19 protein-coding genes are annotated in these 23847 nt (G+C 46.7%); 18 read left to right on the plus strand and 1 reads right to left on the minus strand.

The genetic code is table 11. From position 1 onward, the window contains the following. The first annotated feature begins 71 nt into the window (after positions 1–71). The 7 genes from argS (at position 72) to AAH187_RS00670 (ending at position 10903) form a co-directional block, all read left to right on the plus strand. Positions 72–1853: an arginine--tRNA ligase gene (argS, locus tag AAH187_RS00640; RefSeq protein ID WP_342346498.1), complete on the plus strand. Its 1782-nt coding sequence runs from the start codon at positions 72–74 to the stop codon at positions 1851–1853. Positions 1854–1884: 31 nt separating this feature from the next. Next, positions 1885–3060 carry a tRNA guanosine(34) transglycosylase Tgt gene (gene tgt, locus AAH187_RS00645; protein ID WP_342346499.1) on the plus strand — a complete coding sequence of 392 codons (1176 nt, stop codon included), beginning with the start codon at positions 1885–1887 and terminating at the stop codon, positions 3058–3060. Between the two features lie 41 nt (positions 3061–3101). Beyond that, positions 3102–3425, plus strand: a complete 324-nt coding sequence (yajC, locus tag AAH187_RS00650; RefSeq protein ID WP_342346500.1) for a preprotein translocase subunit YajC — start codon at positions 3102–3104, stop codon at positions 3423–3425. Between the two features lie 19 nt (positions 3426–3444). After that, positions 3445–5079 (plus strand): protein translocase subunit SecD, encoded by a 1635-nt coding sequence (gene secD, locus AAH187_RS00655; protein WP_342346501.1) that lies wholly within the window; start codon positions 3445–3447, stop codon positions 5077–5079. A gap of 158 nt (positions 5080–5237) precedes the next feature. Beyond that, positions 5238–6158, plus strand: coding sequence for a protein translocase subunit SecF (gene secF / locus AAH187_RS00660; protein WP_342346502.1), 921 nt, complete (start codon positions 5238–5240; stop codon positions 6156–6158). 102 nt (positions 6159–6260) lie between these two features. Further along, on the plus strand, positions 6261–9446 hold the full coding sequence (locus tag AAH187_RS00665; RefSeq protein WP_342346503.1) for a PAS domain S-box protein: 3186 nt from the start codon (positions 6261–6263) through the stop codon (positions 9444–9446). Next, entirely contained in the window at positions 9443–10903 is a 1461-nt protein-coding gene (locus tag AAH187_RS00670) for a sigma-54 dependent transcriptional regulator (RefSeq protein ID WP_342346504.1), read from the plus strand. The genes AAH187_RS00665 and AAH187_RS00670 overlap by 4 nt, the downstream gene beginning before the upstream one ends. A 73-nt stretch (positions 10904–10976) precedes the next feature. Here the strand turns inward: AAH187_RS00670 and AAH187_RS00675 are convergent, their stop codons facing one another. Then, positions 10977–12071, minus strand: coding sequence for a WD40 repeat domain-containing protein (locus AAH187_RS00675; protein WP_342346505.1), 1095 nt, complete (start codon positions 12069–12071; stop codon positions 10977–10979). 254 nt (positions 12072–12325) lie between these two features. Between AAH187_RS00675 and AAH187_RS00680 the strand changes: the two genes are divergently transcribed. From AAH187_RS00680 to AAH187_RS00730, 11 genes are all read left to right on the plus strand, one after another. Beyond that, positions 12326–13324 carry a hypothetical protein gene (locus AAH187_RS00680; RefSeq protein WP_342346506.1) on the plus strand — a complete coding sequence of 333 codons (999 nt, stop codon included), beginning with the start codon at positions 12326–12328 and terminating at the stop codon, positions 13322–13324. A gap of 70 nt (positions 13325–13394) precedes the next feature. After that, positions 13395–14006, plus strand: coding sequence for a 4Fe-4S binding protein (locus tag AAH187_RS00685; RefSeq protein WP_342346507.1), 612 nt, complete (start codon positions 13395–13397; stop codon positions 14004–14006). 330 nt (positions 14007–14336) lie between these two features. After that, the gene (locus AAH187_RS00690; protein WP_342346508.1) at positions 14337–15311 is read left to right on the plus strand and encodes a molecular chaperone TorD family protein; all 975 of its coding nucleotides are present in this window, start codon (positions 14337–14339) and stop codon (positions 15309–15311) included. A 116-nt stretch (positions 15312–15427) separates the two neighbouring features. Then, a complete protein-coding gene (locus AAH187_RS00695; RefSeq protein WP_312643612.1) occupies positions 15428–16384 on the plus strand; it encodes an ethylbenzene dehydrogenase-related protein in 957 nt (318 codons plus the stop codon). Between the two features lie 256 nt (positions 16385–16640). Next, a complete protein-coding gene (locus tag AAH187_RS00700) occupies positions 16641–18413 on the plus strand; it encodes a radical SAM protein (RefSeq protein WP_342346509.1) in 1773 nt (590 codons plus the stop codon). Between the two features lie 72 nt (positions 18414–18485). After that, entirely contained in the window at positions 18486–19598 is a 1113-nt protein-coding gene (locus AAH187_RS00705) for a hypothetical protein (RefSeq protein WP_342346510.1), read from the plus strand. A gap of 13 nt (positions 19599–19611) precedes the next feature. After that, positions 19612–20427 (plus strand): tetratricopeptide repeat protein, encoded by an 816-nt coding sequence (locus tag AAH187_RS00710; protein WP_342346511.1) that lies wholly within the window; start codon positions 19612–19614, stop codon positions 20425–20427. A 22-nt stretch (positions 20428–20449) separates the two neighbouring features. After that, a complete protein-coding gene (gene tatA / locus AAH187_RS00715) occupies positions 20450–20773 on the plus strand; it encodes a twin-arginine translocase TatA/TatE family subunit (RefSeq protein ID WP_342346512.1) in 324 nt (107 codons plus the stop codon). Between the two features lie 91 nt (positions 20774–20864). Then, positions 20865–22118 carry an SMP-30/gluconolactonase/LRE family protein gene (locus AAH187_RS00720; protein ID WP_342346513.1) on the plus strand — a complete coding sequence of 418 codons (1254 nt, stop codon included), beginning with the start codon at positions 20865–20867 and terminating at the stop codon, positions 22116–22118. 376 nt (positions 22119–22494) lie between these two features. Continuing rightward, a complete protein-coding gene (locus AAH187_RS00725; RefSeq protein WP_342346514.1) occupies positions 22495–23373 on the plus strand; it encodes an ethylbenzene dehydrogenase-related protein in 879 nt (292 codons plus the stop codon). Positions 23374–23393: 20 nt separating this feature from the next. Next, complete coding sequence (locus AAH187_RS00730; RefSeq protein ID WP_342346515.1) at positions 23394–23843, plus strand: PDZ domain-containing protein; 450 nt, start codon at positions 23394–23396, stop codon at positions 23841–23843. Positions 23844–23847 lie beyond the last annotated feature (4 nt).

Consider the following 23847-nt stretch of genomic DNA (forward strand, 5'->3'; position numbering starts at 1 on the left):
TAGAATGCTGTGCTACATTCGCCGCGGTTATTGAAAAACCCATATATTCTGCGTAGATAGGATATTTCAGCATGGAGAAATTTCTCCAAAATCAAGTCATTGAGGCCATCGCGGTTATCCTAGGCAGGGTCAAGGAATCCGGCGAATTAACTCTAGACACTATTCCTACCATTGTCGTGGAACCTCCTAAACGACCGGAATGGGGAGACTTTTCTTGCAGTGTCGCGATGACATTGGCCGCACAAGTTCGACAACCACCTTTGAAAGTAGCCGAACTGTTGGCAGCGGGACTTCGTGCGCAGTTTTCAGATGTATTCGTCCAGGTTAACGTTGCCCCTCCAGGATTTTTGAATTTGACTCTCCATCCCCTCCGGTGGATTCAAGTTCTAGGGATGATTCAGGACAATGGATCGTTATATGGGACCAGCGACATCGGGAAAGGGAAACGCATTCTCCTGGAGTTCGTGAGTGCGAATCCGACCGGGCCGTTGCATGTCGGGCATGGACGAGGAGCTGCATTGGGACAGGCCATTGCCAGGTTATTGAAATCTGTCGGATTTTCGGTTTTTCGTGAATATTATATTAACGATGCCGGTCGTCAATTACATTTATTGGGTCGTTCCGTCTATGCCCGTTATCGAGAGCATTGGGGCAAACCGTCATCGTTTCCAGAGGATGGCTATCATGGAGACTATATAAAAATTGTGGCTGAGTCGGTGGCGAAGACTCATGGGGAAACCTTACTGGATGGCTCATCGGATAAGGCCGAGACGCTCTGTGCACAATTGGCCAGTCAGATGCTTTTGGATCGGATCAAAGAAGATTTGGCCACATTTGGTGTTGAATTTGAAACCTGGTTTAGCGAGACATCCCTGCATACGACTGGTCTTATTCATCAGTCGTTAGACGAACTTCGACAGAAAGGGCTACTCATAGAAGAGGAGGGAGCCTGGTGGTTTCGTTCATCTCAGTTTGGAGATGAAAAAGATCGTGTGGCTCAAAAACAGGATGGGAGCTATACCTATTTAGCGGCCGATATCGCCTACCATCGACAAAAATTAGAACGTGGTTTTGATACCTTAATAAACATTTGGGGTGCTGATCATCATGGCTATATTCCACGGATGGAGGCCACGGTTCAAGCGTTCGGTTTTGCCAAGGAGGCTTTGCGGATCGTTTTAGTGCAAATGGTGAGTTTGCGACGTGGTGGACAAAAAATTGAGATGTCGAAGCGAACTGGTGAATTTGTGACCCTGCGCGAGGTGATTGATGAGGTTGGTCCAGATGCGGCCAAGTTCTTTTTCCTGATGAGACGCGCCGACACGCATTTGGATTTTGATTTGGAGTTGGCCAAACAACATTCTTCGGATAATCCCGTCTATTATGTTCAGTATGCGCATGCTCGATTGGCCAGTCTCTTTCGAGTGGCACAGGAACGTCAAATACGCCTTCCCGTTATGCAGGAGGTTGATCAGGCATTATTGATTCGGGATGAAGAATTAGGGCTTATTAAAACATTGGCACAGTATCCTTTTGTGGTCGAAAACAGTGCAATAGCCTTAGAACCCCATCGGATCACGTTTTATCTCCAAGAGCTTGCTGCCCAATTGCATGCCTACTACAACAAAAATCGGGTCCTTCCCTCAGTGGATCCTGAGAGTAACACCGGAGATACGAGAGAAAACATTAAATTCGGGGAAAGTGGAGATATTACAGCGACGAGTCGGGATCGTACGTACGAAAGTATTTCGCCGGATTTGACCGCCGCTCGCTTAGCCCTGCTTCGGCAAGTCCAGACAGTCATTGGTAATGGGCTTGGACTCCTGGGAATATCCGCGCCGGAAAAAATGTGACGTGCGTGAAGGCCAAGCAGACACAGAGATAATGCCTAAAGAACCATCCACCTCACAGTCAGATCCCCGTCGTTTTCATATTCAGCATACGTTGTCTTCGGGCCGTGCGAGGGTTGGACGATTAGTTACCTCCCATGGAGAGATTGATACTCCGGCCTTCATGCCGGTCGGTTCACAGGGGACGGTCAAAGGACTGGACCCGAACGAAATCCGCGAATGCGGGTTTCAAATGATCTTGGCAAATGCCTATCATTTGTTCTTGCGACCTGGCCATGAACTCATTGAATCTCTGGGAGGACTCCATGCTTTCATGCAATGGCCCGGAGCAATTTTGACAGATAGTGGTGGCTACCAGATGGTGAGCCTGGCCGATCTCTGTAAGGTGGCGGAGGAGGGAGTGGGCTTTCGTTCTCATATCGACGGTGCGTGGCATTTACTTTCACCGGAAAAAAGCATGGCCATTCAAGTCGCACTTGGGTCCGATATTATGATGGTTCTTGACCATTGTCCGACCTTTCCTTGTACCGAACAGCAAGCGCGTGAAGCCGTACAGCGAACGACCAGGTGGGCTAAGCGATGTGCGGTGGTGCCGAAAAAAGAGCATCAATGGTTATTTGGAATTGTGCAGGGTGGTGTCTTTTCCCAGTTGAGACAAGAGTCGACTCAGGAGTTGGTTAATCTGAACATGGATGGCTATGCCTTGGGTGGATTATCATTGGGAGAAGAAAAACCGGCCATGTTGACGATGATTGAGACCGTGATTGATCAGCTTCCCCCTAGCCGTCCCCGCTACTTAATGGGAGTTGGGTTTCCTGAAGATATTGTGGAAGGGGTAGCTCGTGGATTGGATTTATTTGATTGCGTCATCCCGACCCGGCATGGAAGAACAGGCTGGTTGTTTACCTCGACAGGCAAGGTGTTGATTAAACAAGCCCGCTACACCCGTGATCCAAATCCAATTGATGCCGAATGTGGGTGTCCGGTATGCCAACGGTTTTCCAGGGCATATCTACGACACCTGTTTCTATCGCATGAAATGTTGGGCGTACGTCTGAATACGGTCCATAATCTTTGGTACTATGGCTCGCTCATGAAGGGATTACGACAAGCAATCAGCGCGAATCAGTTTGACGACTACCGGAAAGACTTTTACCGGCGGCGCGAATGTGATCCGAGTGAAACGCTCATTCAGGACGTGACGACCTGATCGAATGGATTGACCACAGAAACATTTACATTGAGGTACTTATGAATCTAGATTCCTATGCCTGGGCTCAAGCCGGAGGAGCCGGACCCGAATCCTCAGCCGGCTTATTATCGCTCATTCCGTTTCTTCTGATTTTTGTGGTGTTTTATTTTCTGCTAATTTTGCCGCAGCAACGTCGACAAAAAAAACAACGGGAGTTGTTGGAGAGCCTAAAAAAAGGGGATAAGGTCATTACGTCTTCAGGGATTTGGGGAACCGTTACCAATTTGGATAAGGAGACGGCTACCCTGCAAGTCGCGGATAATACAAAAATCCGGTTGCAACGCGATCATGTCGCGAGCATCCGCACGTCGAATGAATCATGATGGATCAAGGGGTAGATGAATGAAAAAGCTTCGTGGGAGGTTGTTTCTCCTTTTTGTGGTTACGGTGGTGTCCGCCATCCTGGCCCTTCCTTCGTTTCCATGGCTGTTTGAGTCATTACCTGATGGCGTCAAGCGGGTATTGAGCCATCGTGGACTCTCCTTGGGCCTGGATCTTCAGGGAGGAATCCACCTGGTCTTGGAGGTAGAAGAGGAACGAGCCGTGGAGATTGCTGTTGATCGAATCCGTAAGGCTGTTGATGATCTGCTGAAGGACAAGGCAATCGTGGTGGAAGGGGTTCGTCGTGAGGGCTCGAAAACGATCGTCATCACCCTTCAACAAGAAGCCGATGGGGAGGCAGTCCGAACGCTTCTCGATGAGGCTTTCCCGAACTTTGTGTCGCAAAATCCAGTGGGAACGCGCTTGGTATACGAACTCCGAGCCACCGAGGAGGATCGGGTTAAAACCTCAGCCATCAATCAGGCACTTGAAACCCTCAGAAACCGGATTGATGAATTTGGGGTGGCCGAACCTCTCATCCAACGATTGGGGCTCAACCAAATTGCGATTCAATTGCCTGGGGTCAAGGACCCTCAACGGGCTAAAGATCTCATTCAAGAAACGGCCCTCTTAGAATTTAAATTATTGGAGGAGTCCAAGGCGGCCTTAGATTTACCGCCTCAAGTGGAAAAAGGCCAAGAAGACACGGTACGGAAGACGTTGGAAGGGAAAATTCCTGAAGGGGCAGAAATTTTATTCGAATCTGCAGTCTCGGAACCCGATGGGCGGGCGTATAGCATTCCTTATCTCGTAAAAAAAGATGCCGTTCTGATTGGTGACGTGTTGCAGGATGCACGCGTGACGATTGGTGATTTCAATGAGCCGATTGTCAGTATTACCTTTGACAGCAAAGGGGCACGAGAATTTGATGAGCTGACGGCTGCCAATATCGGTAAGCGGATGGCTGTGGTCTTGGATGGAAAGGTGTATTCGGCACCGGTCATTCGAGATCGCATTAGCGGCGGACGGGCGATCATTGAAGGGACCTTTACAACGGCAGAAGCGAATGATCTGGCGGTGGTGCTCCGAGCCGGTGCGTTACCGGCACCCTTGAAAACCTTGCAGGATTTAACCGTGGGGCCTTCCCTGGGACAGGATTCTATTGAGAAAGGGTTGCGAACAACTATTATTGCCGGGTCGTTGGTCCTGATCTTTATGATTGTGTATTACCGGCTTTCCGGCGTCATTGCCAATATGGCCGTTTTTCTTAATTTAATTTGTTTGCTGGGAGCTTTATCAGGGCTCAATGCCACCTTAACTTTGCCGGGTATTGCCGGAATTATTTTGACGATTGGAATGGGAGTCGACTCCAATGTGTTGATATTTGAGCGAATCAGGGAGGAGCTCCGCCAGGGCCGCCCCGTTCGTTTAGCCGTAGATAGTGGATATAATAAGGCGTTTTTAACGATCGTCGATTCCCATGTGACGACCTTGATTACCGGGTTAGCACTGTTTTTATTTGGAACCGGACCCATCAAGGGGTTTGCGGTGACCTTGTGCTTGGGAATTGCCATTAACTTGTTTACGGCGTTGGTCGGGACAAAGGTGGTGTTTGATTTCATGAATCGACGAAAGTTGGATACGCTCAGTATCTAATGGGTCGTCTGGATTGAGAAGTGCTTGAAGAGCTTTATTATCGTGATGGGTCGGAGAGCAGACATGCGGCTTTTTTGAAAATGAGCATTCTTTCATTCGGGGCGTCAACATAAGTAGATGGGCATAAGATATTCTTTAGGGAGGAGCGCTGATAGATTATGATGGAAATTCTGGGGAAAACAGATATTGATTTTATGGGAAAGCGGAACATTGCCTTCATGGTATCAGGCTTTCTGGTTTCTCTGGGATTGTTGGCCGTTATCGCCATTCTGGTGGGATGGGCCAATTTGGGGATTGATTTTGCCGGTGGGACGGCGGTCCAACTGAAATTTGATAAGCCCCTCCTGATTGCCGAAGCCAGGAAAGCCTTGGATGCGCATGGATTGGGTGCCGCCGAGCTTCAGGAGTTTCCCCAGGATCAAAAGCTCTTGATACGCGTGAAAACAGAAACCACGATCGAAGAAGGCGTCAGTAAGAACATCATTCAGGCCTTTCAAGCTGAATTTCCTGATCATGGGTTTGTGGTGGACTCCAGTACCTCAATCGGTCCCACAATTGGGAAGAAACTACAAGGAGATGCCTTGATAGCGATCATCCTTTCGCTTGCAGGAATTATTCTCTATGTTGCCGTTCGTTTTGAGTTTCGTTTTGGGGTGGCTGCGGCCATTGCCACATTTCATGACGTTCTTGCGGTATTGGGGATTTATTTTCTATTGAATACAGAAATTACGTTGCTGGTGGTGACTGCGCTATTGACCCTGGCAGGATATTCTTTGACCGATACGGTGATTGTGTTTGACCGTATTCGTGAAAATCTTCGTCAGAGGAGACGTGAGACGACGACGACGATAATCAATAACGGGATTAATCAGGTCTTAAGCAGGACATTAATTACGACATTGACTGTTGTTCTGGTCTTGGTTCCGTTAACCATTTGGGGAGGGGAAGTGTTACACGATTTTTCTTTGGCCTTATTGTTGGGTGTCATGATTGGAACCTATTCCTCGATTTTTGTCGCGAGTCCGCTCCTCCTACTGTGGCCTGGCGCAGAGGGAAAGCTATTAAGCCGGGGTAAATAGTCTTCCCTGTTACCGTTTCTTGACATCAAGGAAAAAGGAGCACCAAAATATAGAAAATTATAGGAGTGAGATGTTCTTTATGGATTTTTCAATGTTACCAAAGTGAAAAGCTTTGGGTTTCCCCTCCAACTAAAGGGCAAGACGATCCTGGCTATGGTGCTGGTTGGTCTTTTGCCACTTATTCTTTCTCTTCTCCTCACATATTTTGAAGAAAAACGGGCACTAAGGGAAGCGGCCGGTATCACCATGAAGGGGATTGCGGTTGAAGTGGCCCGTAAAGTCGAGACCCAGATTATTCGTGGGGTGAATGAAGCGCAACAGCTGGCCACCATTCCGTTTATTCGAAGTGCCGTCCTAAATTCGAACCGGAGTTATGTTGATAAAAATCCGGACGAAATTCAGGCCCTTATTCAGCAGTGGCAGGAAAGTTGGCGGATTCAATCCGGTATGGAGGAGTTTCCGGTATTTCTGAACAAATATGCCACTGACTACCTGATTCAATGGCATGCGATCAGAAAATCGGATTATCTCGCCATTGTTGTGGTCGATACGCAAGGAGCGCTGGTATTGAGCTCTTTCCCGCAAGTAAATTTTTTCCATGGACGCAGTCTTTGGTGGGAGGCGGTCGTTCAGCATAATGATGCCCACGCGTTTGTGAGCGATCTGTCATTTGATCCAGAGTTTGGGACTCATGTCCTGAATGTTGGTGTCCCTATTTGGGATGATCTTCGTCAGCATGTAGTGGGAGCCATTAGTATTCTTCTGAGGAGAGATTCGTTATTTCGGTCGATTTCTGAAGTGGCCGCCGGGAAAACAGGTCATGCCATGTTAACCGCTTCTGATGGGATGCCGATTCTCTGCCCCGCGTTTTCTTTGGAAGAGCATGTGATGCCCTCTGATGTGGTCAGTGCGTTTCAACAAGGTGGAGTTGGGTGGTTGGTTGCTGATCCAGATTCACATGGTATGCAGAATGCCATTGTCGGCTATGCTCCACTACACTTGGGGATGCCACTTGCCCCAGAAAGTTTTGGGGGTAAGTCCTGGCATATGTTGACCAGTCAAGATTCTGCCGAAACGTACGCTCCGCTGGATCAATTATTAAGCAAGGTCATCTTCTATGGCGTCGCCGTTTTTGTCATCTTGTGGGGGGCGGGAGTCGTGGTTGCAGGCCGGATCGTGAAGCCCATTCAAGTCTTATCGCAAGGAGTTGAGCAATTTGGGGGTGGGAATCTTTCGGAAAAGATTGCAATCCGTACCGGTGATGAAATCGAACGCTTGGCCGACACATTTAATGCCATGGCGGACAATCTTCAACATTCATTTTCTGAGTTGAATCAGAAAGTGGATGAAATTGGGCGATTGGAGCAGAAATATCGTGATCTCATTGAAAATGCTCCGGAAATGATTCATCAATTAGATCCCGCAGGGCGGTTCGTTCATGTCAATACGACCGAGTTGCAGAAGCTGGGATACTCACTAGCCGACATGCTTGAGATGTCGCTCTGGGATATTGTTCCGGTGGAACAACGAGAAGGGGTGCAGGCCTACGTCCAAGGGTTAGGCTTAGGCGGGGCTCGCTCCATCGAAACCGTCTTTCGGACGCAATCGCGTGAAGTGATGGATGTGGAAATTCATTCAACGACTTTGATGGATCCGGGAACCCATTTGGTGGTGTATTCGAGAGGATTTGTGAGGGATATCACTGCCCGAAAGGCTCTGGAGCGTGAAGTTGAGCGGTATACCACCCAACTGGAAGGGATTGTGGCCGAACGAACCCAACAATTGTCTGAATCAGAGACGGGATATAAGGCGCTATTTAATTTGGCTGCCGATTCAATTTTTGTGGTTGATTCGGAAGGTCGGATCTTGGATGTCAACGCCCGTGAACGGGATATTCTAGGGTATGTTCCTGCTGATTTAGAGGGCGCTTCCTTCGTGAAGCTTGTTCCACCGGCATTCCAGGTCGTCAGTCAAAGTTTGTTGGAACGGGTCAGCGGTGAGGAGCCGAAGGTGCCCACGACAGAGATTGAGGTCTATGATCGGCAAGGCATTATGAAATTCATGGAGATGGATCTGGTTCGTATTGATATGGGTGGAAGAGCCTCAATCATGGTCCAGTTACGAGATATTACCGAGCATAAAAAATTTGAAGCTGAACTGCAACGATACAATGAAGTCTTGGAAGAGAAAGTCTCTGAGCGTACTCGGGAAATTGAACAAGCCAAGTTGTACATCGAAAGTTTGTTGGAAAATGCGAATGACGTGATTTATACCTTGGATGTTGATTTACGGTTTACTTATGTCAATGGAAAAATTGATGCCTGGGGATATCGAAAAGAAGACTTGCTTGGTAAGCCGTATCTCTCGTTACTCTCCAAGCGGTATCGTGGTCGGTATTTGAAAGAGACATTGGATCTTGGGACGAAGCAAGTTTATGAAGTGGAGGTGGTCAGTCGAGAGGGAGAGTTGCGGGCGGTGATGGTGAGTGTGGCTCCGCTTCTCAATGATGAAGGCGTCTACACAGGAGTATTGGGCATCGCCCGGGACATTACGGAGCGCAAGCATTTGGAACGACAGGTGCAGAATTCTGAACGATTAGCGTCCATTGGGAAGCTGGCCGCCGGGGTTGCTCATGAAATCAACAATCCGTTAGGGGGAATTTTGAATTGTTTATACAATATTCGAAAGGGGACTTTGACCCCGGAGCGATCTCAGGAGTATTTGCATTTTATGGAGGATGGATTACGACGCGTTCAACGCATCGTTCGGCAGCTCCTGGATTTTTCCCAACAACGCGAACCGGAATTAGCCATGACCGATCTTCATCAAATTTTAGACCGAGTCTTGGTATTGACCGAGCATGTATTTTTGGTCAAACATGCTACTCTGAGTAAGTTCTATGATGAGACACTTCCTTCGGTGATGGTCGATGCGCATATGATTGAGCAGGTGATTATGAACTTAGTCCTGAACGCGGTTCAGGCACTCAAAGAAGGTGGCCAAGTGACGTTGCGTACTCGAAAACAGGAAGAAGGATATGAAATTGAGGTTGAGGATACTGGGTGTGGAATACCCCCAGAGATTCGTCCTCATATTTTCGATCCTTTTTTTACGACAAAAGGGACTGGAGAGGGGACCGGGTTAGGATTGTCGGTGAGTTTGGGAATCGTGCAGCAGCATGCAGGTGAGATGTTGGTTGACAGTGAAGAGGGAAAAGGAACTCGATTTACCATTCGCTTGCCATTGGTTCGATCTCGTTCGGGCATTCCTGTGAAGGTCGGCACATGACTCACGGTTCAATTCTGATAATTGATGATGAGCCCTTGATGCGGGTCTCTATGGTGGATGCCCTGAAAGCGATCGGCTATGGGGTACAGGAAGCCAGTTCCGGATTGGAGGGACTGGAGCGGTTGAGGACTTCACGGTTTAATTTGGTGATTACTGATTTGCGATTACCCGGTGTGGACGGACTTCATATTGTGAAGCAGTGCAGGGAACATTGCCCAGGCACGGAAGTGATTGTCATTACTGCGCACGGTTCTGTTGACACGGCCGTCGATGCGATGAAAAGCGGTGCCTACGATTACATCACGAAACCGTTTTCCATGGATGAATTGTTGTTGAGTGTGGAACGGGTATGCACAGTGGTCGCTCTAAGGGAAGAGAATCGTGTATTACGGGATGAATTGGAAAAGAAATTTAGTTTTCAAGGGATTGTGGGAAAAAATGAGCGAATGCGACAAGTGCTGGAAAAAATCAAGTTAGTCTCGGTCACTGACGCGACGGTGTTAGTGGTTGGTGAAAGTGGAACGGGAAAGGAGTTGATCGCCAATGCCATACATGCCAATAGCGCACGCCGAAATCATGCGTTGGTCAAAGTGAGTTGTGCCGCCCTACCGGAAACACTATTGGAGGCTGAGTTGTTTGGGCATGAGAAAGGGGCGTTTACGGGGGCCCTCAGACAACGGCATGGTCGGTTCGAACTTGCTCATCAGGGAACGCTCTTTTTGGATGAAATCGGCGAAATTTCCCCGTTGGTCCAGATTAAATTGCTTCGTGTTTTACAGGAACGGCAATTCGAACGCGTCGGGGGAAATGACACGATTGAAGTGGATGTGCGATTGGTGTGTGCAACGCAGAAAGATTTGCGGAAAGAAGTTGAGCAAGGACGATTCCGCGAGGATCTCTATTATCGATTGAATGTGGTTCCAGTTCAGCTTCCCCCTCTCCGAGAACGTCGAGAAGATATTTTCATGATCGCCCAACATTTTTTGAAGACGATGTCAGATCGAAATCACCAAGAAGCAAAAGCCTTGTCACGGCAAGCTCGAGAGGTGTTGCTGCAGTATTCCTTTCCGGGGAATGTCAGAGAATTAGAAAATACCATTGAACGTGCGTTAGCTTTGGCACAACACACTCAAGAAATCCAGGTTTGGGATCTCTGTGGACAGAGTCGATGTCCATATGCGGGGGGTGAACCCCAAAAAGGATGCGGGTTTTGCGGGGACCAGGAAGGGAGGAGAGGCGTGAAGAATGGGGCGATGGAAACTTTGGCCGAAGCGCGGGAAAATTTTGAACGGGGGCATATTCTTGAAATACTTAATCGAACTGGGTGGAGTCGGATGACGGCCTCGAGGGTTTTGGGATTATCCAGAAAAGGTCTTTGGGAAAAATGTAAAAGGTATGGAATTGTTCGGGAATGCGATGACACGAATCCTGAGAAGGTCGATCGGGATGATGATTGAAAGGGCAGTTCTCTTTAAGAAAAGAACTACGCCATGTGTGCTTGTCGCTTAGGTTTCCTAGATGGAAAATAGTTTATGCTCCACCTTCCCATAGGGTGATGATCCGATCGTTTCCAGCCGTGGCGAGGTATTTCCCATCAGATGAAAGGGAAATCCCCCTGACAGGTCCTTTGTGTGATTGAATCGTCCTGAATAGACGTCCAGTTTGAATATCCCACATTTTGACGGTCCCATCATCACTCGCACTGATAAGTACCTGTCCATCCTGGGTCACAATAAGATTTCTAACCCATGCCGAGTGGCCTTTCAGTGTGCGGCGCTCTTCCATCGTCGGCATGTCCCAGAATTTAATCGTACAGTCACGACTTCCGGAAATCATCGTGGCTCCATCAGGAGTGAAGGTTAGTGCCCCAATCCAATATTCCATGGGCTTTTGAAATCCACCTTGGTCGTCTACGTAAAAACCACGACTTTCAGTCGATTCGTCGTCGGCATCATCTCTCCAATGGCCGTCGTGAACAATTTTTTCTTCCCCGCTTGGCAGAACTTCATAGAGCTTGATTTTCCCGACGTCGGTGCCAGCCACCAGGTGAATGCCGTCCGGAGAAAATGCTGTGCAGACGCTCCAATTATGGTCGTATTGGTCTTTTCCAAGGAGCGTCATGAGTTCGGTGCCTGTGGTTACTTCCCAGATTTTGATGTCTTTATTTTGGCCAGCCCTAGCGAGCATGAGGCCATCTGGGGAAAATGAAATGCTGGTTACGCCATGGTCATAACGAGTAAAGAGTAATCGAAGGGATTCCCCCGTTTGAGGATTCCAAAGCCGAATAGTCCGGTCTTCACTCGCTGAAGCGATCATTTGACCATCAGGGCTATGTTTGACTTCTCGAACGGTAAGGGTGTGGCCTCGTAAAGATCGAAGAAGGCGGCCGGTTTCAATATCCCAAATCCGGATAAAGCGATCATTCCCTCCGCTGGCTAGTGTCAGGCCATCAGGGGAAAAGGAGACAGCCCATATTTCTTGTGTGTGACCACGGAACGACTTCAGTTCCTTAGCACCGCCTTTCCAATAGGCTAGTGAATCAATGAGTGGTGAGGGTTGGGAATCGGGATTATGGATGAACCCGGGATTGGAACTCAGTGTGTCAGGGCTTGTCGGCTGGGTCATGAAATTCCTCGCTTCGGAAACAGATTGACAATAAGTGGTCGGTTATATGCCTTCGGGAATGGATCAAGGGAATTCTCTTGCCAAAAGGGAAAACTCATTCCTATAATTCAACTGGTTATGATACTAAACGGCGCTTTTCGAGGGAGTCAAGATAGCTACCTCCCAAATCAATGCGAATTTATAATTCCGGTGATCATCTTTCGAGAAACCAAACTCGTCTTGTGGTGATCTTGCGGTAAACGGAGGTTTTGCGCATGGAAATACGTTTTCAACCCGCCCTCCTTCAGGAGGTGATTGACTCGTTTGCTGAAAAGACTGAGCGTGAAGGCGATCCGACTTACTTTAATGAGTTTCATGAGTTTGCGGATCCCATCTACGAGAAGTTTTCTCTTGACGACCGGGATCCAGAGTTCAAGCGGCTCTATCAACATTTATTTGCTAAATGGGGGTTTGCTGAAATTCTCCGTGATGCTTTTGATGACTTCCCGGTTTTGCGAGATAAAACAGGGATTGTGTTGGTGCGAGGTGTATTGAAAGAAGATCAGGAAGGGGTTGATGTTCTTAGGAAATGGGGGGTGGTTGAGGAAAAGCTATCCCGCCAATTTGAGGAGGCCGGGAAAAAAGGAGTAGGGATTAAATTGATCCCGCGGCGATTTTATGATCCAGCCATTACCCGTTACCTACGACATGAGTTAACGCATATTTCCGACATGTTGGATGAGGCCTTTGGGTACGATCCTGACACAAAAGTGGGGTTGAACCCCGGGGAAGAACATTTGATTTTAAATCGTTACCGTGTGCTGTGGAACCTTCATGTCGATAGCCGGATTGCCCGAACAGGGAAAGAGCCGATGTTTTCGAAGGAATATCGGTTTCGGGAGTTCCGTTCCTGGTATCGAAAGATTCTTCCCGGTCAGGTGGAATCCGTGTTTGAAGGGATCTGGCAGGCAGATTATCTTACTCATGCTGAATTAGTAGAAATGGCTTCGGATACGATCCGGGTTATCGAGAGAGCCATTGAGGTTGAGGACAGTGAAGTTCCTGATGTGCCAACCAAGCCGATGCTTCTCCCAGGGTTTCCTTGTCCCCTTTGTCGATTCCCAACCTATACCTGGGTAGAAAACATGGATGAGACCCTAGAAGGCTTTGTCTTAGATTATATTCGCGAAAACCATCCAGGATGGGATGTGGAGTATGGGTCCTGTGACAGGTGCGTGGAGGTGTATAAGCTGCGGGCTTCTGGAGTGGTATAAATTCATAAAATGTCTTTCCTCGTGTCCAATTTGGATTAAATGAGTTTAATGAACTAGTGAAAAGGGCATAATGTCGGAATCCGATCTGTCAAAACAGCCTTCATCTAATCCGACATTAGGTCGAAGAATGTTTCTTCGGCAATCGGCAATTTCCATTGGCGCGACTGTTCATGAATTTGTGAAACATCGTGATGCTCCTTCACCGATAAAAAAGGAGCAGCCTGTTCCTGAGAGAACGGGGTGGCTTCGTCCACCAGGGGCCGTGGAGGAGAAGTTGTTTTTGGAGCGCTGTACCGGATGCGCTGATTGCATCGAAGTCTGTCCTCACGACGCCATTCAAGTGTTATCGAGTAATGACACTCCCGTTATCTATCCAGGAGAATCCCCATGCAAATTATGTGAGGATCTTCCTTGTATTGGGGCATGTACTACGGAGGCCCTTTTACCTGTTGCGGATCGTTTTCAGGTGAATATGGGAGTGGCGAAAGTTTGGGCAAAAATGTGTACGGCAGAAACCGGCTGCAATGCGTGTGTTTCTAGGTGTCCTACGGATGCTCTCTCGATGGATTTTGCCTCATATCACATTCGTGTAGATGATTCGGTATGCGTGGGGTGTGGAATATGCCAATATATCTGTGGAACGGTAAATGACCGTACAGCTATTCGAATTGTTCCCAGGTAATGGGTCTATGGGATCTTATGTCTAGTGGTTTGGATGAATGGGAGGCTTTGGAAAAGAAAAGTGCGAATATGGACATTTTAGGGGGAGTATGGGAAATGGATGGAGGCATAAAAATTAAGTTTTTTGTGGATTCTTTGAGTTAAGGGTAGGGGATTCAAGATGCTCGAAAATTATGAAAACCTGAGGGCCAGAAGGGATATTGAAGTCTTGACTTCATAGGCCTGTTGTCCTATTATCTGATCCCTTTTTCATGAATTATAATTGGTCCTGAGATGATCCTAATGGAAGCAAAAGCTTGAGAAATGGAAAATTTAAAAAGTTAGGTGAAATATGACATCAGGCGTTAAAGAGGGGAAAAAAGTAGGAAAAAACGGAATGACAGTTTCCGGAAGTGAAAAGGCCGTCAAGATATCTCCAAAAGATGCGCCGGCTGTTGATCGGGCACTCTGTCGGAGTAAGCTTTATCTGCTAGTGTCATGGGGTTATCTGTATCCAGAAGATGAGGAATTTTTAGATTATCTTCAAAGTGGGGAATTTGTTGAAGATGGGAAATTAGCGTTAGAAGGTTTGAAAAAAGAACTACAAAGTATAGGCGGAGAAGAGGCGCAGGAGCGCCTTGTTGCATTGGTGGGTAATTTTGATGCGATTGAGGCTTGGATATCATCCGAGGGGGAAAACTGGAGTCTCCAGGATTTACGCGATGAGCATCGAAGAGTGTTTAGCAATGTCATTGCCTTAGATTGTCCGCCATACGAAACATTGTTTGGAAATGATCATGTATTTGGCCAGTCATACGTAATGGGAGATATTTCCGGTTTTTATAGTGCCTTTGGCCTTCAGCTTTCTCCTGATATTCATGAGCGCCTTGATCATTTGAGCGTAGAGTTAGAGTTTATGCATTATTTGGCCTATAAAGAATCATATGCCATTCTTCATGATGGAGCAGAAAAACTTAAGACAGTTATTGAAGCGGAGAAGAAATTCGTTAAAGAGCATATTGGTCGGTGGGTCCCTCTGTTTTCAGGAATGTTGATAAGAAAAGCCGATTACGGATTTTATAAAATTCTGGCAGATTTTACCTCAAATTGGATGGCCTTCGATATTGCATTTTTAGGGGTAACTCCCCAGCCTTATTCAGAAACTGATTATCGCCCTGCAACATACAATAACCCTGAAGGTCAAAGTTTTGAATGTGGTGCTCAGGATAAAGGGAACGAACTGAGCCTTCTTATGAGTGAAGTGGGGGCTGATGCATTTTTAGATAAGGAAAGTGGAGCATCTGAGCAATCAGGTAATGACTTGTGAATGTTTTGATAATGCATTTTTGAAATTTTGGTTTTTTAAGTGGTGAAACGTTTGGGGAAACAGTTAGTTAGCAGTCTTTTCGGTTTTAATCTTTTATCAAAGGAGGATGCGTCATTATGAGATTGGTGCAGACGCGTAACAAACGACTGGTGTTTGGCGTTCTTCTGTCTGTCTTGGTGGTCTGTGTAGGTTTGACCATGGGACAGATTCCGCTGGCCGTCTCGCAGCCGGTAACGATTCCGGTTGGCAAAATTACTGGCCCAATCCCTATGGATGCGGCAAATCCTGTATGGGAATCCGTGCCTGGTATCGTTGCTCCATTAAGTGGGCAGACGATAACGACCCCAATGCATCCGAACATCTCAGTGAAAACTGTGATGATCAAGATGGCAACAAATGGCGAGGAAATCGGCGTTTGGGCCAACTGGGGTGATCAAACATTAAATAATACCACCATTGGTCCGCAGGATTTCAGGGATCAGGTGGCGGTACAATTCCCTGTGCAATCCGCAGGGGCTCCCCCATTCCAATGTATGGGACAGTCTGGTGGGACGGTCAACATATGGCGTTGGAATGCGGAATGGCAAAAAGATCTTGGAGCTGGCGTGGCAGGTATGTGGGATGTTGACAATCAATATCCATCCATAGCCTGGGATTATTACTATGAAGAGCCAGCTGGTGGTGTGACTTATCCTGACCGAATTGGTCGGAGCTTAGGGCCATTCAACCCAGGTATTTGGTCTGGCAACATTATGTCAGATCCTAATCTGCGGTTGGGATCAGTCGAAGATTTAAATGCTAATGGTTTTAGTACGTTGACAACCCAAGCGTCTCAAGACGTGGTGGGGAATGGATTATGGGAGCCGTATGGATCACTGAAGGGTGGCTGCTGCAGCGGACCAACCTGGCGGGTGGTTATGAAGCGGAGTCTCAAAACGCAAGACCCCAATGATGTTCAATTCGCGGCAGGGGCCAGCTTCCCGGTAGCTTTTGCGGTCTGGGACGGTTCCAACGTAGAACGAAACGGGATGAAAGGGATTTCGACTTGGTTTACGGCTCAAATGCCAAACTAAGTTCCAGCCTTTTCTGGATCAGGTCCATTTTTATTTAGGACTCTGATTGAGTTTGAAAACCTCCGGTAATGGACTCCAGTAATGGGGGAAATTACCGGAGGTTTTTTTTTATAAACACCTACTCGTTGTGAAATGATAGGAAAGTTTATCTGGCAGGAAATGGCCAATTGTTGCATTGAAGAGAATGCGAAGTGTATAAATTTAAAATAGGCAATTTTCGCGTTTCTTATTATCCCCATTACCTGGGAGCCGCGTTGTGAAAATTTCACTTTTATTCCCTCCGAGTTGGCATCCCTCACAGCCCTATTTGAGTGTGCCCTGCCTTTCAGCCTTTCTTGAAAAATCCGGTGTTCCTGTTCATCAGCAACGTGATTTAAATATTGAGTTACTTGATAAGGTCTTAACCAAAGGATTTGGATTAGATATTCATCCTCGGTTAGTTGATTTGGTGAAAAAGCTTGAAAATTCGGTTTCTGGAGAAACCGGCTATGGGAGTAAGGAGCATTACGCTCGTGTTGTGGAATCCCTTGATCGATTTCCTTATTTGATAGATGAAATCGAGCCGGTTAAAGCATCCTTGCGTGGTGAAGAATTTTATGATCTTGAACGTTACCGAGAATGCCTCTTTTTGATTGATCGGTGGTTGGAGGTTGTCTCTTCCCTATATTTCCCGACCAGGATGACGGTAGTTGACAATCAATTTGCGTATTCTATCTATTCTTCACGCGAAATTATTCAAGCTATCCACGATGAAAGCCAAAACCCCTATCTGGATCTTTATCGAAAATTCTTTCTTCCTGCCTTTGGGGAAGACCTTCCTAACTTTGTCGGGGTCTCCATTACTGCAACATCACAGATTATCCCTGGCTTAACCCTTTGTAAGTTAATTAAAGAAATTCATCCTGAGGTTCATGTAACCGTCGGAGGAAGTATTTTTACCAGACTGGTTGATAATCTCCGTCGATGTGATCGGCTATTTCAATTGACTGATGATTTCATTGTTTTTGAAGGTGAAACTGCCCTTTTGGAACTGATAAATCAGTTAGACGGGAAAAAGGATTTTAGTAAAGTGCCAAATCTCATCTGGCGGCAAGATGGAAAAATAATTGTGAATCAGCCATTTTATTCCGAAAATCTCGCGGAGCACCCAGCCCCCAATTATGATGGGTTTCCTTTGGGTGAATATTTAGCGCCTCATACGGTATTGCCAGTGCAATTTTCTAGAGGGTGCTATTATAAGGATTGTGCTTTTTGTGCATTGACTTTGGATCATCAGAATTTCCGTCAAAAAGATCCGATGAAAGTTGTTGATGAATTGGAAGCGTTGTCCCATAAATATGATACACGGTATTTTTTCTTTACAGATGAATGCCTTGCACTTTCTCCAACGAAACGACTGTGCAAGGAACTCATTCATCGAGGGTTGGATCTACAGTGGACGGCCGAGTTGCGATTTGAGAAGAATTTATCTCGTGAGTTACTGACCTCCATGCGGGAGGCAGGATGTCAGAAAATTGTCTTTGGATTGGAAACCTATAATGCCAGACTGATGGATTTTATGGTGAAGGGGATTACTCAAGGAAATGTTGATCGGATTTGTTCCGATTGTGTTGATCTTGGAATTGCGGTGCATTGCTATGTAATCGTGGGATTTCCGACTGAAACGGAAGAAGAGTCCTTGGAAACTTTAAATTTTATTGTCAATAATACGAAACTGCATTCTTCCTATGGATTTTCCTGTCAACCATGTCTGTTTGATCTAGAAAAGGAAGCCCCCATTATGAGTGATCCAGGGGGGTATGGGATTCAACGAATTATGCGGCCAGCTTCGGAAGATTTGAGCTTAGGGTTCTTTTATGAAGTAAAATCAGGCATGACTCCGGAGCAGGCTGAAAAAGTGTACCAATATGTGTATGAAAAGATCAGCGAAGTTGTGTGTGAATTACCATTTAATTACTCTATGGCGGATGGGTTGCTATATATCACCCGTCATAACAAACAGCTTGAGGTGGAACCCTCTAGCGTTTAGATAAGAATATATTGTGGATGAAAATCTTGTCATCTCAGTACACAGGCGCTGCAATCTCTGAAGTTCAAAGATATGATTTCTACTACTGAAAAGAATCAAGAAAGAATCGACGGCCCAGGGCTTCTTTTTGAATGGGGGCTCAAGAGTTTGTTGTTTGCAGCCTTTTTTGAATTGGTGCTGTATCGGCTGGTTTCACGGTTGGGTATGCATCTTGGCAAGTTAGCCGAAAAATATGAAGCGGTCAGAATAGGATTTCGGACGCTCTCTTCCTTAGGGTTTGTCCTATTGAATATGACTGCGATTCTGGTTTTTCTGATTTTAGGTATTTTGCTGGTTCAAAAAATACGGACAAAGCTATGGGTGGGAGAATGGGATAAGTTTGTTATTCCATTGGCGGCGTTATTGGTAGCTTGTACTGTGGGCTATTTACTCTTTCCTCCGGTTATGGTCGGAACGATTGTCTATAACGTTTTGGCGTTTGGGTTGCTCGTTTTTCTTGTTTTGGAATACTGGGCTACTCACCGGGTAATCAGCCAACGTCTCATGGTGGGTACTTTTTTTCTTGGGATTAGCGGATGGTTGTATTATCAGACGATGTCAACGACCTATGGATGGCTCAATATTTTTGATGCCCCACCCCTGGTGCATGAAGGTAATAGGCTTGGGGAGGCATTAATGGTGCTTTCAAGCATCCTGGTATTTTGGGCCTATGGGACCACGTCAATTATTACCAAAAACAAGCAACAGCGCCGATGGGGATTAACCTTGGTTATTAGCGGTGGCAGTGCTTTTCTAACCCTACTTTTCATGGATTTTTTCCTTTCTCTCTGGAACCCTGAAGTGGCGAAAGAAGTCAGAAAGGCTGGCGAGGGGATAGGCTGGATTTTTCAAATGGGAATGGGCTATACCTTTTATCTTCCCTTTGCATTTTATGTGTTGGGCTTTACCTGTTGGGCGTATACCGTGATTAAGTTGGTGTTGATCGGGCGGTTAGCAGGATATGGGCTGGGTCTCATGTTTATGGCAGGCTATGCGCTCCAATTATCCCATTTGACCTTGATGGTAGTGCTTGGGTTAATGTTGCTAAATATTGATAAAAAAGGAACTTTGGGAAAGCTCCGTAAGAAAGCCCAAGAAGGGTTTCTCTATCAACCAAATCGTCCCGTTTACGGGCAAACACAGTAGTTAGGACACACGCATGGAAGAACAAAGTGCTGGAAGCCAAACGATGGAGCCGCAGTCCGGCGAGACGACCACAGAAGAACACCCATTAACGGTTGATGAGGAAATTGCTGAGATTGAAAAGTTGTTGAGTGAGGAGCCGGATGACTTTCAGGCACGGTGTCGATTGGGTGAGCTCTATTTCAATAAAGGCCGGATGGACGAAGCCTTGGCGGAAGTAAAGAAATCGATTGAAATGGCAGAGGGCATTCGTGTTGAAATGGATCGGTCTCTGGCCATGTACTATTCGAATCTTGGAACGATCTATGGAACGAAAGGGATGCTGGATGAGGCCACTGGTCAATTTAAACGAGCATTGGAATTAAACCCCTATGATGTCCTTGCTCTCTTTAATGTCGGCCGACTCTATAATGACAAAAATGCATTTTTAGAGGCCAGGGAGTATTTCGAACGTCTGATCGAAATTTCACCTGAAGATCCCATTGCCTGGTATAATTTGGCTGGGGTCTATGAAAAATTGGATGACCCCAATATCTCCGACTTTAATACGTTAGACATGGCAATGCAGGCTTATATGAAAGTATTACAGTTTGATCCAAGTAATTTGGAGTCGAGTTTTAAGCTCATGGAAATTGCCTTAAATCTCAAGAAATCTGATCTGGCGGTTAAAATAATGGAAGATGCCGTTGAAAATAATCCTGATGAACCATTGGCCTATTATAATCTGATTAACACCTACGAAAAGTGTAAGATGTTTGAGCAAGCGGAAGAGGCCAGAAATCGTCTCAAAGATCGATTTAGCAAGCGTTCGAGAGAAATGGTAAAAAAGTGATACCCCAACAAGGAGAGGTACCATGTTCGGAAGCTTAGGATTTACAGAATTAATTCTCATCCTCATGATTGTGCTGATCATTTTTGGGGCAGGGAAATTGCCGCAATTGGGCGAAGGGGTTGGAAAAGCGATTAAAGGATTCAAGAAATCTGTCCATGAGGCAGAGGCGTATGACCTGGATCCCCAGGCCCAGGCTGAAAATACGGCGTCGGTTAACCATGGCAATGCTCAACCACAAATTTCACAGCCTTTGCAGACCGTCAAGACAGAAACGGCTACCCCAATGCAAACGGAGGCAGTCCAGCCCACTCCTCAGGAACAGGTTCCTGCGTCTTCTAAGGCCTAGTTTTGCTTAAACGGCGATGGGGCAAAAGTATTTTCCGTGGTGGTAATCGGACCAGATTGTTTTCGGAATAACCATAAAGGGTAAATTTTTTATGAGTATAGAGACCGCGTTGGAGATCGGGGTTATTGAAACCTTCGCCGGCAATGGAAAATCACGGAGTACAGGGGATGGCAAGCGAGCCGTGAAATCTGGAATTCCGTTGCCTAACCATGTCACCGTTGATCGGGATGGGCGGTTTTTCTACATTGCGGAATCCGGATCTGACCGAATCAGGCGAGTGGATATGGAGACAGGGCTGTTGCATAACTTCGCGGGGACTGGTGAGACATGTTATAGCGGCGATTACGGACCATGTGGGGAAGCTGGGCTCTATCTCCCATTAGATGTCTTGTGCGATTCACACAATCATATTTATGTCTGTGATTCAGGTAGCAATCGAATTCGAAAAATTGATGCGGATACAGGAATCATTACAACCATCGTTGGTACGGGGCAGTGGGGATTTAATGGTGATGGCCCAGCCCTGGAATGCAATTTAACATATCCTGCAGCCATAGCCATTGACGATCAGGATCATCTTTATATTGCAGATACGCAAGCCCATCGTATTCGGCATTATAATCCACAAACAGGAATGCTTACGACAATTGCCGGGTGTTGGACGGCAGAAGATGATGAGCGTGTGAGTCCTTTGACAGCTCAAAATCTTATTGTCCTTTCTGGCGATGCGATTGGGATAGATTTTAGCAACGATGAAGGTTTACTGCGGCCGCGGTGTTCAGATGGACTGGATTTGTCGTTATATCTTGACGATGGCAAGCCTGCTCTTGAGTGCAAATTGTATGATGTGGTTGATATCGATGTGGACCGGCATGGTGATCTGTATCTCACGGATAAGGGAACAAACCGCATTCGAAAGCTAGATCGGAAAACCGGCACGATGTCCACTGTGGCTGGAATCTGCCGCTATGGGTTTGACGGTGATGAGAAGCCAGCGGTGAAATCCATGCTTAATGTTCCTGAAGGCGCGGTGGTGGACCAAGATGGGAATGTCTATATTTCTGACTCGATGAATCACCGGGTTCGTAAAGTTGATAGCCAGACCGGTGTGATTACTACCATAGCGGGGAATGGTGATAGTGGCTATGATGATAAAAATATGGGTGGGTGCGGTGCCGCTCGCTTTGTGGCAAAAGAAGACGCTGGGATGCTGAAGCATGGGGACGGCCTCATTGCCGTCGAGGCGATTGTGAACACTCCAGCTGGCTTAACCTTGGACTCACAGGGATATTTGTATATTTGTGAACGAAATGAAAATAAGATTCGTCGATTGAAATTACGATAACGAGGCTAATTTGATTTTTCAATAGAGATTGCCTGTATTCGGTGGAGCCACTCTGACACCAGTGAGATAAATAATTTGCTGCCCCACGTATTGGTTCTAAGCTATAGCATTCGTTTTCCTTCTCTCCCCCCATCCTGTTGTAGGAGTTCTGTCATTTCCCGATTGCCATTTTTGGTCGAAACTCTTGAAGCCTTCTTTTCGGTTTGTACTCCGCATCGCTCTGCATTTAAAATGGGGTAATGCAGTTATTCGAGAAACACGCACTCAAATAGAAAACGATCGCCTAGAATGAATGTGTTCGAGAATGGACTGATTTTTTCTCATTTTTGAAATATCATTGATATTGAATCTTTAAAAATTCCAAGGAAATCAAGTATTGAGCACAATTCACGCCAAAAAACGGATTGTTTTATTCGTGGTTTTTGCTGTGGTGGTTTTATTCGGATTGACTTGGTATCAAGTTCCCCTTGTCAGTTCTCAGGGCATGGTTGTCCTTGCGCATTTTTCAAAAGAGGAAGTCCCTATCCATCCTTCCGATTCAGCGTGGGAAACCGTGGCTCCTCTCCCTGTTCCGCTCAGTGGCCAAATCATCACCAGGCCGGTATGGCCGGAGCCCAGTGCACGAGCTCTTTCCATCCGATCCATTCATGACGGGAAAGATATTGCGTTTTTACTGGAGTGGCAGGATGCCACAATTAATGAGTCGTTAACGCCTGGGGTCTTCAGGGATGGGGTTGCATTGGCTCTTCCTCTGGGAGATGCCCCGGCATTTTTTTGCATGGGCCAACTCGATCATTATGTGAATATTTGGCATTGGAAAGCGGATTGGCAGAGTGACGTGGATCGGCGTGCCGAGCGAGCCAAAGAATCTAAGCGTGGAGAATCAGGTCCCCGTCGGTTTGAAGTGATCCCGCGTCGGCCCTCATCGGTCGAGGATCTTGTAGGAGGGGGTTTTAGCACCCTAACCAGCAAAGAACAGCAGGGACGAATTCAAGGACAAGCGGAGTGGAAAAACGGTCTGTGGCGAGTGGTCATGAAACGGCCACTGACGTCTACTGGAGATGACTTGGACAATGAAGCGATGCTGGTTCCTGGGCGAATGCAAGCCATAGCCTTTGCGGTTTGGAATGGAGAAAATAAGGAGCGGAATGGGCAAAAGTCTGTTGCCTCCTGGATGCAACTACTCATTGATCCTGTTCAGTCTCCATCTCAAAATGGGGCAGGAGCAATGGAATCCACACCTAGGTCATCATGAGAATCCTAGGAATGAAGAGGATGCGATTTATAGGTGGAATGCAAATTTCCTTAAGTTTTTTGTGCCTGTGGCTTGGATTGTTTGTCCTCCAATCAGGGACATTTGGTCAACTGCCAAGTGAGAATATGACCAAAGAAAAAGCTGTGATTTTAGCGGAACAATTTGGAATCGATGTGGGGGAAGTAGACGAGGAGATCAAGGAAATTCTTGGATTGACCAAAGCTGAAGGGGTGGTGGTGTATGCTGTCATCGGGGCTTCTCCAGCCGAATTATCAGGGATCAAGGTAAAAGCGATCATTAAGGAAGTTGATAAGTATGAAATTAAAACACTTGTAGATTTGGGGACGGCCCTGGAACAGACCCTCCCCACAAAGAATTTTACTGTCGCCACCTATGAACCTGCAGATCCAGAGAATCAAGGGGTTACCGGCGGGCTTAATTTTCATTTTGTAAGAATTCTTCAGGATTAAACCA

The sequence above is a fragment of the uncultured Nitrospira sp. genome, assembly GCA_902500695.1.
GTDB lineage: Bacteria > Nitrospirota > Nitrospiria > Nitrospirales > UBA8639 > Nitrospira_E.

Coding starts and splice junctions, on each gene's coding strand:
- AAH187_RS00680 (WP_342346506.1), top strand. CDS start 12,326: ATGGAAATACGTTTTCAACCCGCCCTCCTTCAGGAGGTGATTGACTCG.
- AAH187_RS00705 (WP_342346510.1), top strand. CDS start 18,486: ATGATTTCTACTACTGAAAAGAATCAAGAAAGAATCGACGGCCCAGGG.
- secF (WP_342346502.1), top strand. CDS start 5,238: ATGATGGAAATTCTGGGGAAAACAGATATTGATTTTATGGGAAAGCGG.
- tgt (WP_342346499.1), top strand. CDS start 1,885: ATGCCTAAAGAACCATCCACCTCACAGTCAGATCCCCGTCGTTTTCAT.
- AAH187_RS00670 (WP_342346504.1), top strand. CDS start 9,443: ATGACTCACGGTTCAATTCTGATAATTGATGATGAGCCCTTGATGCGG.
- AAH187_RS00730 (WP_342346515.1), top strand. CDS start 23,394: ATGCGATTTATAGGTGGAATGCAAATTTCCTTAAGTTTTTTGTGCCTG.
- AAH187_RS00685 (WP_342346507.1), top strand. CDS start 13,395: ATGTCGGAATCCGATCTGTCAAAACAGCCTTCATCTAATCCGACATTA.
- AAH187_RS00695 (WP_312643612.1), top strand. CDS start 15,428: ATGAGATTGGTGCAGACGCGTAACAAACGACTGGTGTTTGGCGTTCTT.
- AAH187_RS00710 (WP_342346511.1), top strand. CDS start 19,612: ATGGAAGAACAAAGTGCTGGAAGCCAAACGATGGAGCCGCAGTCCGGC.
- AAH187_RS00690 (WP_342346508.1), top strand. CDS start 14,337: ATGACATCAGGCGTTAAAGAGGGGAAAAAAGTAGGAAAAAACGGAATG.
- AAH187_RS00720 (WP_342346513.1), top strand. CDS start 20,865: ATGAGTATAGAGACCGCGTTGGAGATCGGGGTTATTGAAACCTTCGCC.
- secD (WP_342346501.1), top strand. CDS start 3,445: ATGAAAAAGCTTCGTGGGAGGTTGTTTCTCCTTTTTGTGGTTACGGTG.
- tatA (WP_342346512.1), top strand. CDS start 20,450: ATGTTCGGAAGCTTAGGATTTACAGAATTAATTCTCATCCTCATGATT.
- AAH187_RS00675 (WP_342346505.1), bottom strand. CDS start 12,071: ATGACCCAGCCGACAAGCCCTGACACACTGAGTTCCAATCCCGGGTTC.
- argS (WP_342346498.1), top strand. CDS start 72: ATGGAGAAATTTCTCCAAAATCAAGTCATTGAGGCCATCGCGGTTATC.
- yajC (WP_342346500.1), top strand. CDS start 3,102: ATGAATCTAGATTCCTATGCCTGGGCTCAAGCCGGAGGAGCCGGACCC.